This is a genomic window from Mesorhizobium sp. B2-8-3, from assembly GCF_006440815.1.
Taxonomy (GTDB): domain Bacteria; phylum Pseudomonadota; class Alphaproteobacteria; order Rhizobiales; family Rhizobiaceae; genus Mesorhizobium.
In genome coordinates this window covers 143,053-157,171 of sequence record NZ_VFTW01000009.1, presented here as the reverse complement: position 1 = coordinate 157,171, position 14,119 = coordinate 143,053, and the positions used below count along the sequence as shown (strand labels likewise).

Sequence of the window (14,119 nt, the reverse complement as noted above, 5' to 3'; positions counted from 1 at the left end):
ACCCATGACCCAACTCGATCCCGCCATCAAAGTCCGCCACGAACCGATGCGCATCGCCGGCGAGAAGGTCGACGCCGAGCAGAGGCTGGAGGTGCGCTTCCCCTGGAACGATACCGTCATCGGCACGGTGCCCGCGGGCGCGGCGGAGCATGCCAGGCGCGCCTTCGAGATCGCGGCTGCCTACCAGCCGAAGCTGACGCGCTACGAGCGGCAGAAGATCCTGCTCAGGACCGCCGAGCTGCTCAATGCCCGCAAGGACGAGCTGTCGGACCTCATCACGCTGGAGCTCGGCATCTCCAAGCAGGATTCGCTCTACGAGGTCGGTCGCGCGTTCGACGTTTTTACCCTCAGCGGTCAGTTGGCCATCCAGGACGACGGGCAGATATTTTCCTGCGATCTCACCCCGCATGGCAAGCAGCGCAAGATCTTCACCATCCGCGAGCCGCTCAACGCGATCTCGGCGATCACCCCGTTCAACCATCCGCTCAACATGGTGTCGCACAAGGTGGCGCCGGCGATCGCCACCAACAATTGCGTGGTGGTCAAGCCGACCGAGCTGACGCCGATCACCGCGCTGATGCTGGCCGACATCCTCTACGAGGCCGGGCTGCCGCCCGAAATGCTTTCGGTCGTCACGGGCTGGCCCGCCGATATCGGCGACGAGATGATCGCCAACCCCAACATCGACCTCATCACCTTCACCGGCGGCGTGCCGGTCGGCAAGATGATCGCGTCGAAGGCCGGCTACAAGCGCCAGGTGCTGGAGCTCGGCGGCAACGATCCGCTGATCATCCTCAACGATCTTTCGGACGAGGATCTGGCGAAGGCCGCCGATCTGGCTGTCGCGGGCGCCACCAAGAATTCCGGCCAGCGCTGCACGGCAGTGAAGCGCATCCTGGTGCAGGAAAAGGTGGCCGACCGTTTCGTGCCGATGGTGTTGGATCGTGCCAAGGCGATCCGCTTCGGCGATCCGCGCGACCCGGCAACGCAGCTCGGCACGGTGGTGCACGAAAAGGCTGCGGCGCTGTTCGAAAGCCGTGTCCACATGGCGGCCGAGCAAGGCGCCGAAGTGCTCTACAATCCAGGCCGCAAGGGCGCGCTGCTGCCGCCGATCGTCCTCGACCGCGTGCCGCACCAGTCCGAGCTGGTGATGGAGGAAACTTTTGGGCCGATCGTGCCGATCGTGCGCGCGCCGGACGATGACGAAGCGCTGATCGCGCTATCGAATTCGACTGCTTTCGGCCTGTCGTCGGGCGTCTGCACCAACGACTTCCGCCGCATGCAGAAATACATAACCGGCCTCAAGGTCGGCACCGTCAACATCTGGGAAGTGCCGGGATACCGCATCGAGATGAGCCCGTTCGGCGGCATCAAGGATTCGGGCAACGGCTACAAGGAAGGCGTCATCGAGGCGATGAAGAGCTACACCAACGTCAAGACCTTCTCCTTGCCTTGGTAAGCGTCGTGAAGGACAGTTTCGACCTTGCCGTGGTCGGCTCCGGCATTCTTGGGCTGGCTCATGCTCTCGCGGCGGCGTGCCGCGGCTTGCGCGTCGTCGTCATCGATCGCGACCGCCAGGCCAACGGCGCCTCGATCCGCAATTTCGGCCTGGTCGTCGTCACGGGACAGGAGTCGGGCCCGTCGCGCCGGCTGGCGGAACGCAGCCGCGAGATCTGGCTCGAGCTGTCGAATGAGGCGGGCATTGAGATCCTGCACCGTGGCAAGCTGATCGTGGCGCAGCGGCCGGAAGCATTGGCCCTGCTCGAGACGTTCAAGTCTGGCGAGCATGGCAGCGCGTGCGGGCTTCTGACCGCGCGAGAAGTGGTCGCGCAGCAGGCTGGCCTTGACGAGAAAGCAACCATCGGCGGGCTCTACAGCCCGTTCGAGTTGCGCGTGGAGTCACGCGAGGCGCTGCCGCGGCTGGCATCGTTCCTGGCTGAGAAGCATGGCGTCGTGTTCCGCACCGGCGTGTCGGTGACCGAGATCGCGCCGCCCTTCGTCGAAACCAGCGCGGGACGTGTCCATGCGCAAAAGGTCGTCGTCTGTCCCGGCGACGATTTTTCGTCGCTCTATCCGGAACTGATCGGCAAGCACGGCGTGCAGCGCTGCAAGCTGCAGATGCTGCGGCTGGCTGCCCCCGGTTTCCGGCTCCAGTCGGCGCTGATGTCCGATCTCAGCCTGTTGCGCTATGGCGGTTTCGCCGGCCTTCCTGAGGCCGCCGTGCTGCGAAGCAAGCTGGGCGAGCAGCGCGGAGCCGCGCTGGCCAACGGCGTTCACCTGATCGTCGTGCAGCGCGCTGACGGTTCGCTGGTCGTCGGCGACTCCCATCATTATGGGCTCACGCTCGATCCGTTCGGATCGGAAGCCGTCGACCAATTGATCCTCGATGAATTCAAGACATTGTTCGGCACGGTGCCGAACGTGCTTGCGCGCTGGACGGGATATTACGCTTCAGCGAAGAATGCCGTGTTGCGCGACACCCCGCATGAAGACGTGCGGCTGGTGATCGTCACCAGCGGCACCGGCGCCAGCACCGGCTTCGGGCTTGGCGAGGAGACCATAACGGAGTTGTTCGGCCAATGACGCTCATCCATACCGAAGGCGAATCCAACAAGGCCGCCGCCCGACAGGAATGGAGCGCGAGGCAGAGCCACGCGCCTTCGCAGGAGCTTTTGCGTCGCGACGCCGACGCCTTCCTGCACCAGAGTCTTTCCAGCCCCTGCGTCTCGGCCATCGCCAAGGCCGAAGGCATCTGGATCGAGGACACGGCGGGACGCCGTTACATGGATTTCCACGGCAACAGCGTCCACCATATCGGCTACGGCCATCCGCGACTCAAGGAAGCGATCGCCAAGCAGATGGATGAATTGCCGTTCTCGCCGCGCCGCTTCACTTGCGAGCCGGCGGTCGAGCTTGCCGAGACGCTCGGCAAGCTGGCGCCGGGGGACCTCGGCAAGGTGCTGTTCACGACCGGCGGGTCGGACGCGATCGAGGTCTCGCTGAAGCTGGCGCGCGCCGCCACCGGCCGGTTCAAGACGCTGTCGTTCTGGGACGCGTTTCATGGCGCCGGCTTCGGTGCTTCCAGCGTCGGCGGCGAGGCGACATTCCGCTCCGGCATCGCCGGGCCGCTTTTGCCCGGCGCCGAGCATGTCGCGCCCTGGGCGCCCAATAATTGCCCGTACGGCACCAATTCGCTGGAAGACTCGGCGCGCGCGTGCGCCAGCATGATCGCTTACGTGTTGGGGCGCGAGGGCGACTTCGCTGCCTTCATCGCCGAGCCGATGCGCGCGACGCCGCTGGTGCCGGCGCCTGGCTTCTGGAAGGCAGTGCGCGAGGCCTGCGACCGGCACGGCACGCTGTTGATCTTCGACGAAATCCCGACCGGCCTTGGCAAGACCGGAAAATTCTTCGCCTCCGAGCATGACGGCGTGACGCCCGACATCATCGTGCTCGGCAAGTCGCTCGGCGGCGGCATCCTGCCGATCGCCTCGGTGATCGCGCGGCGCGATCTCGACGTCGCCGGCGACTATGCGATCGGCCACTATACGCATGAGAAGAACCCGGTGACGGCGCGCGCCGCGCTCACCACCATCGCCATTGTCCGCGAGGAAGGCCTGGTCGAGCGCTCGGCCGAACTTGGCGCCCATGCGCTGGCGCGTATGAACGACCTCATGCGGCGCTCGCCTTTCGTCGGCGACGTCAGGGGCAGGGGGCTGATGTTCGGCGTCGAGATGGTCGAGGACAAGGCAAGCCGTGCCCCGGCGCGGGCCCTTGCCGAGCGGATCTATTATCGCTGCCTCGACCAGGGGCTGAGCTTCAAGATCAGCCAGGGCAATGTGCTGACGCTGTCGCCGCCGCTGGTGATTGCGCGCGCCGATCTCGACCGGGCGCTCGACATCGTCGAGGCCGCCGTGCTGGCGGCGTGAACCCGATGAAGGCTGTCCGCACCGACAGGGAACTCGAATGCCCGGGGATCGACGCGGGCCTGAGGGCGCGCGGTGTCGAACTGGTGACGTTGCCGGACGGAATTCCGGAAGCCGAGCTGATGGCGGCGGTCGCCGACGCCGATCTCATCCTGATGTGCTACACGCCGGTCACCGCGCGCGTCATCGAGGCCGCGCGAAATCTCAAGGGCATCGTCAAATACGGCGTCGGCATCGATGCCATCGACATCCAGGCGGCGATGCGGCGCGGCATTCCCGTCGTCAATGTTCCCGAATATGCGGAAGAGACGGTTGCCGAAGGGGCCTTCGCGTTGATGATCGCGCTGGCGAAGCGGCTGCCGGCGATCACGGCCGCTGTCTCGCGCGACGGCTGGATCTGGCCCGAGCAGCGCTGGCTCGGATGCGACATCTCCGGATCGACGCTTGGCCTGGTCGGCTGCGGCAAGATCGGCCGCAGCATGGCGCGCATGGCGGGGCAGGGGTTTCGGGCGCGGGTGCTCGGATACGATCCGGGCATCGACGCTGCGACGATGCAAGATGCAGGGATCGAGAAGATCGACGATTTGCATGCCATGCTCGGCGCCTGCGATTTCGTGTCGATCCACTGCGTCCTGAACGAGCAGACACGCGGCCTGATCGGCGGCCGAGAACTCGCCTGTATGAAGCCTTCGGCCATCCTCATCAACGTCTCGCGCGGGGCGCTGATCGACGAGGCAGCGCTTGTCGAAGCGACCGTTGCCGGACGCATCGCCGCAGCCGGGCTCGACGTCTACTCGCTGGAGCCGCTGGCCAGGTCCGGTCATCCGATGAGCGCGCTTTTCGATCGCGACAATGTGATCCTGTTTCCGCACCTCACCTTCTTCACGCATGAGGCGATGCGCCGGCTTGAGGATGACACTTTGGCCCGCTGTTTCGAGCTGCTCGAAGGTCGGCCGGTAACGATCCGCTCGCGCGACCCGCGCTTGCGCGCGCAGACGACGGGCGTCGAATTTCGCTGAAGAATCCGTCATTTCCGTGAGGTATTGCAACCAGGAGTGCAGGAGAACACGCCTGCAACGGCCATGCGACAGTTCCGTGACAAATATCAGCAGAGACTTTCCTGTCATAAAATAAATAGATTTTACTTATCGATCGGCGACCCTCAAAGTTGACACAACGACGACATGCACCAGCGCTACTGAGCCCTTGGCGGGCCGACCAATGCCATCACGAGTGCGTCGCAGATTGTGCCTTTCAATCAAAGGGGAACTGACCATGAAATCGCGAAATCTCACCGTAGCTCTGGCCTTTACCGCGGCACTGTTGGGCTCGTCGGCGCTCGTCGCGCCGGCCTTCGCCGACGGCGTCGTCACCATCTACTCGGCCGATGGCCTGCATGACGGCAATGGCAGCTGGTACGAGACCGAATTCGCCGCCTTCACCAAGGCCACCGGCATCACCGTGCAGTATATCGAGGGCGGTTCGGGCGGCGTCGTCGAACGCGTGGCCAAGGAGAAGTCGAACCCGCAGGCCGACGTTCTCGTCACGCTGCCGCCTTTCATCCAGCGTGCCGCGGCCGACGGCTTGCTGCAGGATTTCAAGCCCGAAGGCTCCGACCAGATCGATGGCGGCACCGACAAGTACCGGCCGCTGGTCAACAACTACATGAACTTCATCTACAACAGCGCCGTGCTGTCGGAAGCGCCGAAGAGCTACAACGACCTGCTCGATCCGAAATTCAAGGGCAAGATCCAGTATTCGACGCCCGGCCAGGCCGGCGACGGCACCGCTGTCATGCTTGAGATCATCCACGCCTTCGGCGGCGAGGATGCGGGCTTCGAATTCATGAAGAAGCTGCAGGACAACAATGTCGGCCCGTCCGCCTCGACCGGCAAGCTGACCGCGTTGGTCAACAAGGGCGAACTGCATGTGGCCAATGGCGACCTACAGATGAACATGTCGCAGATGGCCGACAATCCGAACATCAAGGTGTTCTGGCCCGCGGGTCCGGACGGCACCCGCTCCACCTTCGCGCTGCCCTATGAAATCGGCCTGGTCACCGGCGCGCCCAACAGCGACAACGGCAAGAAGCTGATCGAGTTCCTGCTGTCCAAGGAAGCGCAGTCGACGGTAAGCTCGGTCGCGCTCGGCATGCCGGCCCGCAAGGACGTGAAGCCGGACGACACCAATTTCGCCAAGGCGCAGGAGGCGATGAAGGGCGTGACCATCTGGGCGCCGAACTGGGACGATGCGCTCACCAAGCTGCCCGACTACGTCAAGAAGTGGAACGAAGCGACGGGAAGTTGATCTCCTGGTGGGCAAATCCGGAGGAGCAGCCATGTCGGTGCCCGCTTTCACGGGAAGCAATGTCATGGACGTCGACGCCGCGAAAATTCGCGGCGCCGGCTCCAATGTCCACTTCGACAAGGTCAGTGTCGCCTATGGCGGGCATGTCGTGCTGCATCCGCTGACGCTCGACATCGCGCCTGGCGAGATCCTGGCGATGATCGGGCCCTCCGGCTCCGGCAAGACGACGGCGCTCCGGGCCGTCGCCGGCTTCGTCCGGCCGGCCAGCGGCCGCATCCGCATCGGCGCCACCGACGTGACCGATCTCCCGCCCTATGAGCGCGGGCTCGGCATGGTGGTGCAGAATTACGCGTTGTTTCCGCATATGCGGGTCGAAGACAACGTCGCCTTTGGTCTGAGAGCCCAAGGCGCCGACAAGGCGCTGGTTGCCGAGCGCGTCAAGGACTCGCTTGCGACCGTCGGCATGTCGGGCTTTTCCAAACGCTATCCGCGCGAGCTTTCCGGCGGCCAGCAGCAGCGTGTCGCCATCGCGCGGGCGCTTGCGGTCAGGCCGCGCGTGCTCCTGCTCGACGAGCCGCTTTCGGCACTCGACGCGCAGATCAGGCGCAACATGGTCGAGGAGATCGCCAAGCTGCATCGCGACCTGCCTGGACTGACGATCCTCTATGTCACCCACGACCAGACCGAAGCGCTGACGCTTGCCGACAAGATCGCCATAATGCGCGACGGCCGGGTGTCCTCGCACGGGCCGACGGGGGAGCTTTACCGCCGACCGCCGAACCGCTTCACGGCCGAGTTCCTCGGCCGCGCGAATCTTTTGCCGGTGACCGTCGCGGAAGGCGCCGGGCCGAAGGGGTTGGCCAAGGCGAAGCTCGGCGATGCCGTGCTTGCGGGCGCCGCGCGCGGCGAAAAGCCCGGCGACAAGACCTTGCTCTGCATCAGGCCACAGCATCTGAGCCTCACCGGCGACGAGGAACACACCAACCGGATCGTCGGCACGCTGAAGGAAGTGCACTGGCAGGGCGAACTCACCCATCTGGTGCTCGATGTCGACGGCACGCCGGTGCGCGTCTCGGCGACCAGGCTGCCGGTGAGCCTGCCGGAGCGCGGCTCGGCGATGCCGCTGTTCTTCGCGCCCGGCGACACCTCGCTCGTTCCGGAAGACGTCCGTGGCTGACGCGGCCGTCCTTCCCGCGCAGATAACCAGAAAGGTGCCCGGCCGGCTCTGGATCGTGCCGCCGGCGGCGCTGCTAGCGCTGCTGTTCTTCTATCCGCTGATGCTGATCGTCCAGCAGGCTTTTACCGACGACAGCGGCATGGCCAATGTCGCCGAATTCGTGCGTGTGCTGCATGCGCGCTTCTTCCTCAACGCGCTCATCAACACCATCACCATTTCGGTCGCCGCGACCGCCGGATGCCTTATCGTCGGGCTGGTGCTGGGGCTGATCCTCGCCTTCGTGCCGTTTCCCGGCAGCGGCGTGATCGCCCGGCTGATCGACACCTTCATCGCCTTGCCGACCTTCCTGGTGACGCTTGCCTTCACCTTCCTCTACGGCTCGGCCGGCATGCTCAACGCCGGGCTGATGGAATTGTTCTCGCTGCAGGGGCCGCCCGTCAACTTCCTCTACTCGACCTGGGGCGTGATCCTGGCCGAGGTCACCGTCTACTCGCCCTTCGTGCTGCGTCCGCTGCTCGCCGCGTTTTCGCTGGTCGATCGCGGCCAGATCGAAGCGGCGAGCGTGCTTGGCGCGCGGCCGTTCCGCATCGTTCGCCAGGTCATTCTGCCCGCCGCCGTTCCGGCGCTGATTGCCGGCGGCAGCCTCTGCCTTTTGTTGACGGTCAACGAATTCGGCATCGTGCTGTTCATCGGCGCCAAGGGCGTCATCACTTTGCCGCTGCTCATCTACAGCAAGGCCATCCAGGAATCGGCCTACCAGGTCGCCTGCATCATCGCCGTCATCAACATCGCGCTGTCGCTCGGGCTGTTCGGCCTCTACCGGTTCGCCGCCGGCCGGCTGGGAGCATAAAGATGCTGGTCTGGTCGCGCCCCGGTCGCATGCTGATCTGGACAGTCTTCGCGCTGTTGTTCGGCGTCTTGTTCCTGGCTCCGCTCGCCGTCATCCTGCTCTCCAGCCTGGCCGACCAGTGGAACGGCGTGCTGCCGATCGGACTGACGGTCGAACACTATAGCGATGTCATGCAGGGCGCCGCGTGGAAAGCGATGCAGGCCAGTCTGATCACCGGCTGTCTTGCCAGCGCGCTGGCCCTGGCCAGCGGCACTTGGGCGGCGCTCGCGCTGCGTGTCCAGGACGCCACGCTGGCGAGAGTGCTCGGGCTTTTGTTCTTCATCCCAAGCGCGGTGCCTTCGGTGTCCGTGGGTCTCGGCCTGCTGGTTGCCTTCAGCCATCCGCCGCTGCTGCTCAACGGTACGATCGCCATCGTCATGATCGCGCATTTCGTGCTGATCTCGGCCTTCACCTTCGGCAATGTCTCGGCCGGGCTGGCGCGGCTTTCGCCGGACTTCGAGCAAGTGGCGTCGAGCCTCGGGGCGCGTCCTGCGTACCGACTCTGGCATGTCACACTGCCATTGCTCACGCCTTACCTGGTCGCCGCCTTCGGCTTGAGCTTCGCGCTGTCGATGGGCGAGCTCGGCGCGACGGTGATGGTTTATCCGCCGGGCTGGGTGACGCTGCCGGTATCGATCTTCAGCCTGACCGATCGCGGCGACGTCTTCGCGGGCGCGGCGCTGACCATGGTGCTCGTCGCCGTGACGCTGTTGCTGCTGCTCGGGCTTGAGCGGCTGACCGGACGCCAGACGCGATAGTGCCTTGTTTCGACGCAATTCCGGACGGAAGGCTACGGCGAAGCCGCCGAGCCTGACCGCGTCATACTTTTCCTGGAATTGCTTTAGCCCACCGGCTTCTGCAGCACGTCGAACTGCGGATTGGTTTCCGAAAAGATCGGCAAGGCCGCGGCGCCGAGGACGGAGGTGTCCTTTCCCGCGGCGCCCACCACGACGCGTGGCGCGACGCGGGCTCTGGTCGAGCTCACAGAGAGATGGAGCGGTTCGAGCCGGCCGGCCAGCGCCTCGATCACAGGCAGCGGCATGAAGCCGCCGAGCACGACGGTCTCGGGATCGAGCGCCATTTCCAGGATATCGATCGCCTGCCGCAGCGGATCGACCGCCTCGGCGAGCCAGGCTTCGAACCGGCTGTCACCTTTTGCCAAAAGCTCTTCCAGCAAGTCGGGAGAGGCATGGTCGGGATCCGGCAGGTCGAGCTTGTCATAGGCAGCGCGCAGCGAGACGTAGCGCTCGAGGCAGCCGCGCTTGCCGCAATCGCAGGGCAGGCCGCCTGGCTTGACGATGATGTGGCCGATCTCGCCGGCATTGTGGCGAGAGCCCTTGTAGAGATGGCCGTCGAGGAAAAGGCCGGCGCCGAGGCCCGTCCCGATGAAGAGATAGACAAAGCTGCCGAGCTTGCGTGCAACGCCATAAAGCCGCTCGCCGATGGCCGCCGCCGTGGCGTCGTTCTCGACGGTGACGGTGATGCCTGTGAGCCGTTCCAGTTCGTCGGCGACCGGAAAGTCGTGCCAGCCGGGAAGGGCCGTCGGGCCGACCGAAGTCATGCCTTCGACGCCGAACGGCCCGGGCATCGCCATGCCGGCGCCAAGCAGTCTTGTCCGGTCCAGTCGGCACGTTGCGATCAGGTCGCTTGAGATCGCGGCAAGCAGGGGCATGGCCTCAGTGGGAGTCGGCCGGTCGACATGTCTCTCGATGCGCGCGCGCACGGCGCCGGAAAGATCTGTGACGACGCCAACGGCTAGCTGGTGGTCGAGCTGCAGGCCGATCGAATAACCGCCATCCGGGTTGATGGAGTAGGGAACGGCAGGCTGGCCGCGCGCGCCTTTCAGCGTTGCTTCCGGACGCAGCAGCCCGGCCGCTTCCAATTCCTCGACGATGTTGGAGATGGTCTGCGACGACAGGGCCGTCAGCCTGGCGATCGCGGCTCGCGACAGCGCGCCGTTGACGCGGATCGCTTCGATCACAACGCGCCGATTGTGCGATTTCGCCTGCTCGAGATTTGTGCCGGAGATGGCTTTTTTGATGGTCATGCGGTCGTTACCAGTCACGGAAACTGTAGATTGCTACTTTAGAAAATCAAGTTGATTTAATTATATCGACGACCAGTAGCTGGTCAAAAGCCTGGGCCAGCCCGCAGGCTCGCAGCCGAAATATCGGAATTTGGTGGTGGTGAACATGCTGGCGCGGCGTGGTCGTAAGTCCTGAGCCTAGATTGTTTTACGCAATTCCGGACGGAAAACCGCTTCGCACTTTTCCTGGAATTGCTTTGACCCGCGACCAATTGGGCAGGAACGATCTCGCGGCTGACGCATTTTGCTTCGCGTCAGCAGTTGAGGGACCCGATGCGCATAGCCCATGTCGCGCCGCTCTATGAATCCGTGCCGCCGAAACTTTATGGCGGCACCGAGCGGATCGTCTTCTACATCACCGAAGCGCTGGTCGGGCTCGGGCATGACGTCACGCTGTTCGCGAGCGGCGACAGCGAGACATCGGCGCGACTGGTGCCGGGTCGCGACCAGGCGATCCGCCTCGATCCGCGGCCGAAGAAATCGGAAATCGCCGCGCATCTGGCGATGCTCGCCGATGTGCGCGAGCGCGCCGGCGAGTTCGACGTCATCCATTTCCATCTCAGCCACTTCCTGCATTTTCCGTTTTTCGAAGAGATTGCGGGTCGCACGGTGACGACGCCGCATGGCCGGCTCGACTATGTCGACCTGGCGCCGGCGTACCAACGTTTTCCGCGTTTCCCGATGATCTCGATTTCACAAAGCCAGAAGCGCGGTTTGCCCGATGCGAATTGGCTCGCCACGATCCATCACGGATTGCCGCTCGATGCCTATCAGCCGACTTATCAGCCGCAAGCGGAAGAGCCGTATCTGGCCTTCCTCGGACGCCTGTCCCGCGACAAGCGGCCGGACCGCGCCATCGAGATCGCGCGGCGGTCCGGGTTGAAGTTGAAGCTGGCGGCCAAGATCGGCGACGACGACCGCGCTTATTTTCGTGACAACATCGAGGCGCTCATCGATGGCGACCGCATCGACTATGTCGGCGAGATCACGGAAGACGAGAAGGCCGAATTCCTGGGCAACGCGGCAGGCCTGCTGTTCCCAATCGACTGGCCGGAACCGTTCGGCCTCGTCGCGATCGAGGCCATGGCCTGCGGCACACCGGTGATCGCCTGGAACAACGGTGCCCTGCCGGAGATCGTCGACAATGGCGTCACCGGCTTCGTCGTGGCCAATGTCGACGATGCGGTCGCATCGATGCCCGCGCTTCTCGAACTCGACCGGCGGCAAGTGAGGGCAGTCTTCGAGAAAAGGTTCTCGGCGACAAGAATGGCGCGCGACTACCTTTCTGCTTATATGCGTCTGACCGGCATGCCGGAGGCCAAGGCCTCCTGACCTTGGATGATTTCAGGCCTGTTCGACCTGAAGTCTGAATCCGGCCTCTAAATCAAAGAGATAGAGCATGATGTCGTCCGAAAACCGCTTCACACTTTTCGGCATCATGCTCTAGGGTGGGGCAACCGAAAGAGGTGACGAATGACGGAGCTCGACGAGCGCAAGCTCGATCCTGCCGTGGCCCTTTCCTCGCTCGACGAGACGGCGCCGCGAGAACCGCACCGACTTTTTGCTCTCAAGCAGGGCGACTGCTTCGCCGTCGCCGACGCCTATGGCGACATCAGGGGCGCCGGCGACGGCTTCTTCCGCGATGACACGCGCGTGCTGTCCGAATTCCGGCTGACCATCGGCGGCAGGCCGATGTCGCTGCTCGGCGCATCGCTCAGCCAGGACAATGTGCTGTTCACGTCCAACCTGACCAACCTGCCTATTCAAAGCGCTGCCGGCCGCGATATGCCGCAGGGCGCGATCCATATCGAGCGCGTCAGGCTGATCTGGCAGGACAGGCTGTTCGAGCGCATCACGCTTTCCAACTACAGCCGCGAGCATTCCACCATCACCGCCTCGCTGCATTTCGCCGCCGACTTTCGCGACATGTTCGAGGTGCGCGGCTCCACCCGGGTGAAGCGGGGCACCACGCATATCGCCAAGACCGACAAGACCTCGGTCCTGCTCGGCTATGATGGCCTGGACGGTTTGCCGCGACTTTCGGCAATCTCCTTTTCGCAGGCGCCAGACCAGTTGAGCGACAACCGCGCCGATTTCCTCATCGCCGTGACCAAGCGCAGTCAAAAGGTGCTTTACGTCGAGGTCGGCCCCGCGGTCGCCGACGCGCCCGATCGCGACCGCTTCCGCGCCGCGGCGGCGCGCGCGCGGTTCGGCATGCGCGCCAAGCGCAGGCACGGCGCCACGGTGCACAGCTCGGGGCGCGTGTTCAACGATTGGGTCGAGCGCGCCCGCGCCGATGTGGCGCTGCTTACCACCGAGCTTTCGACCGGGCCTTATCCCTATGCCGGCATCCCGTGGTTTTCTACCGCGTTCGGCCGCGACGGCGTGATCTCGAGCCTGCAGATGCTTTGGCTCAATCCCGGACTGGCGCGCGGCGTGCTGGCTTTTCTGGCCGAGCATCAGGCGACGGAGACTTCGCCCTTCAGCGATTCCCAGCCCGGCAAGATCATGCATGAGACACGCAAGGGCGAGATGGCGGCGCTGCGCGAGCTTCCCTTCGGCCGCTATTACGGCGGTGTCGACACCACGCCGCTCTATATCCATCTGGCTTCCGCCTATGCCGACCGCACCGGCGACATGGCCTTCATCGACAAGCTTTGGCCCTCGCTGAAGGCTGCCGCCGAATGGACGGAGGAGGCGAGCCGCGCCACCGGCTTCGTCACCTACCAGCGCGCCGCCGAGTCCGGCCTCGCCAACCAGGGGTGGAAGGACAGCTTCGATTCGGTCTTCCACGCCGACGGCCGCATCCCCAAGGGGCCGATCGCACTGGTCGAGGTGCAAGGCTATGTCTTTGCCGCCTTCCGCGGCCTGGCGGCGCTGGCGCGCCGCCGCGGCGAATTCGCGGATGCCGAGCACTGGGAAAACCGCGCCGAGGAAATGCGGGTCGCCGTGGAACGCGATTTCTGGCTGGACGACCTGAATTTCTACGCCTTGGCCATCGATGGCGAGGGCCAGCCCTGCAAGGTTCGAACGACAAATGCCGGGCACCTGCTTTTCGTCGGGCTGCCGCAGCCCGAGCGCGCCAGGCTGGTCGCCGACCAGTTGCTGTCGGCCGCCTTCCATTCCGGCTGGGGACTGCGGACGCTCGCCGACGACGCGGTGTTCTTCAACCCGATGTCCTACCACAACGGCTCGATCTGGCCGCACGATACCGCGCTTTGCGGCGTGGGCCTGGCGCGCTACGGCGAACGCGACAGCGTGGTGCGGCTGATGAGCGGTACTTTCGAATCGGCCGTGCATTTCAATATGCGGCTGCCTGAATTGTTCTGCGGCTTCGCCCGGGCGCCGGGCGAAGCGCCAATCGCCTATCCGGTGGCCTGCCTGCCGCAGGCCTGGTCGGCAGGCTCCACCTTCATGCTGATGCAGGCCTGTCTGGGCCTGGAAATCGATGGCTGGGAAGGCGAATTGCATGTCACGCGCCCAAGGCTGCCGATCGGTATCGACACTCTCATGCTCCGGCATCTGAGCGTCGGGGACAAGGTCGTCGACTTGACCTTCCAGCGGGTAGGCGACCGTGTCGCCGCCTTCCTTTCCGATCGTCATGAAGGCCAGGTGCCGCTTATCGTGCGGACTTAGAAGAAGGCGTCGCAAGCCCGCGTTCAACAATCGAAAAATGTCGGAACCCCTGGCCGGTTCGTGCGTTGCACAGCTGGACCGGTCTGCCGTCCGCAGCCGGC

At 64.6% G+C, this 14,119-nt stretch carries 11 protein-coding genes; 10 read left to right on the top strand and 1 reads right to left on the bottom strand.

What is annotated here, in order from left to right:
* Positions 1 to 4 precede the first annotated feature (4 nt).
* The 8 genes from phnY (at position 5) to FJ418_RS16190 (ending at position 9,054) form a co-directional block, all read left to right on the top strand.
* Positions 5 to 1,459: a phosphonoacetaldehyde dehydrogenase gene (gene phnY / locus FJ418_RS16225; RefSeq protein ID WP_140867206.1), complete on the top strand. Its 1,455-nt coding sequence runs from the start codon at positions 5 to 7 to the stop codon at positions 1,457 to 1,459.
* A gap of 5 nt (positions 1,460 to 1,464) precedes the next feature.
* A complete protein-coding gene (locus FJ418_RS16220) occupies positions 1,465 to 2,583 on the top strand; it encodes a TIGR03364 family FAD-dependent oxidoreductase (RefSeq protein WP_140867203.1) in 1,119 nt (372 codons plus the stop codon).
* On the top strand, positions 2,580 to 3,926 hold the full coding sequence (locus tag FJ418_RS16215; RefSeq protein ID WP_140867200.1) for an aspartate aminotransferase family protein: 1,347 nt from the start codon (positions 2,580 to 2,582) through the stop codon (positions 3,924 to 3,926). Before FJ418_RS16220 ends, FJ418_RS16215 begins: the two co-directional genes overlap by 4 nt.
* A gap of 5 nt (positions 3,927 to 3,931) precedes the next feature.
* Entirely contained in the window at positions 3,932 to 4,942 is a 1,011-nt protein-coding gene (locus FJ418_RS16210) for an NAD(P)-dependent oxidoreductase (RefSeq protein WP_140867197.1), read from the top strand.
* Between the two features lie 256 nt (positions 4,943 to 5,198).
* Positions 5,199 to 6,230, top strand: coding sequence for a 2-aminoethylphosphonate ABC transporter substrate-binding protein (locus FJ418_RS16205; protein WP_140828660.1), 1,032 nt, complete (start codon positions 5,199 to 5,201; stop codon positions 6,228 to 6,230).
* A 31-nt stretch (positions 6,231 to 6,261) separates the two neighbouring features.
* The gene (locus tag FJ418_RS16200) at positions 6,262 to 7,407 is read left to right on the top strand and encodes an ATP-binding cassette domain-containing protein (RefSeq protein WP_140867194.1); all 1,146 of its coding nucleotides are present in this window, start codon (positions 6,262 to 6,264) and stop codon (positions 7,405 to 7,407) included.
* Complete coding sequence (locus tag FJ418_RS16195; protein WP_140867191.1) at positions 7,400 to 8,257, top strand: 2-aminoethylphosphonate ABC transporter permease subunit; 858 nt, start codon at positions 7,400 to 7,402, stop codon at positions 8,255 to 8,257. The genes FJ418_RS16200 and FJ418_RS16195 overlap by 8 nt, the downstream gene beginning before the upstream one ends.
* Before the next feature lie 2 nt (positions 8,258 to 8,259).
* The gene (locus FJ418_RS16190) at positions 8,260 to 9,054 is read left to right on the top strand and encodes an ABC transporter permease subunit (RefSeq protein WP_140867189.1); all 795 of its coding nucleotides are present in this window, start codon (positions 8,260 to 8,262) and stop codon (positions 9,052 to 9,054) included.
* A gap of 83 nt (positions 9,055 to 9,137) precedes the next feature.
* On the opposite strand, the gene FJ418_RS16185 is transcribed toward FJ418_RS16190, so the two are convergent.
* A complete protein-coding gene (locus FJ418_RS16185) occupies positions 9,138 to 10,343 on the bottom strand; it encodes an ROK family transcriptional regulator (protein ID WP_140867185.1) in 1,206 nt (401 codons plus the stop codon).
* 312 nt (positions 10,344 to 10,655) lie between these two features.
* Between FJ418_RS16185 and FJ418_RS16180 the strand changes: the two genes are divergently transcribed.
* Both FJ418_RS16180 and FJ418_RS16175 read left to right on the top strand, forming a co-directional pair.
* Positions 10,656 to 11,714 carry a glycosyltransferase family 4 protein gene (locus FJ418_RS16180; RefSeq protein ID WP_140867182.1) on the top strand — a complete coding sequence of 353 codons (1,059 nt, stop codon included), beginning with the start codon at positions 10,656 to 10,658 and terminating at the stop codon, positions 11,712 to 11,714.
* Positions 11,715 to 11,855: 141 nt separating this feature from the next.
* Positions 11,856 to 14,018, top strand: coding sequence for an amylo-alpha-1,6-glucosidase (locus FJ418_RS16175; protein WP_140640140.1), 2,163 nt, complete (start codon positions 11,856 to 11,858; stop codon positions 14,016 to 14,018).
* The last annotated feature ends 101 nt before the right edge of the window (positions 14,019 to 14,119 follow it).

What these genes read in the sequence shown, in the direction of transcription:
- FJ418_RS16180 (WP_140867182.1), top strand. Translation starts at nt 10,656, where the DNA reads ATGCGCATAGCCCATGTCGCGCCGCTCTATGAATCCGTGCCGCCGAAA.
- FJ418_RS16185 (WP_140867185.1), bottom strand. Translation starts at nt 10,343, where the DNA reads ATGACCATCAAAAAAGCCATCTCCGGCACAAATCTCGAGCAGGCGAAA.
- FJ418_RS16205 (WP_140828660.1), top strand. Translation starts at nt 5,199, where the DNA reads ATGAAATCGCGAAATCTCACCGTAGCTCTGGCCTTTACCGCGGCACTG.
- FJ418_RS16215 (WP_140867200.1), top strand. Translation starts at nt 2,580, where the DNA reads ATGACGCTCATCCATACCGAAGGCGAATCCAACAAGGCCGCCGCCCGA.
- phnY (WP_140867206.1), top strand. Translation starts at nt 5, where the DNA reads ATGACCCAACTCGATCCCGCCATCAAAGTCCGCCACGAACCGATGCGC.
- FJ418_RS16190 (WP_140867189.1), top strand. Translation starts at nt 8,260, where the DNA reads ATGCTGGTCTGGTCGCGCCCCGGTCGCATGCTGATCTGGACAGTCTTC.
- FJ418_RS16200 (WP_140867194.1), top strand. Translation starts at nt 6,262, where the DNA reads ATGTCGGTGCCCGCTTTCACGGGAAGCAATGTCATGGACGTCGACGCC.
- FJ418_RS16175 (WP_140640140.1), top strand. Translation starts at nt 11,856, where the DNA reads ATGACGGAGCTCGACGAGCGCAAGCTCGATCCTGCCGTGGCCCTTTCC.
- FJ418_RS16210 (WP_140867197.1), top strand. Translation starts at nt 3,932, where the DNA reads ATGAAGGCTGTCCGCACCGACAGGGAACTCGAATGCCCGGGGATCGAC.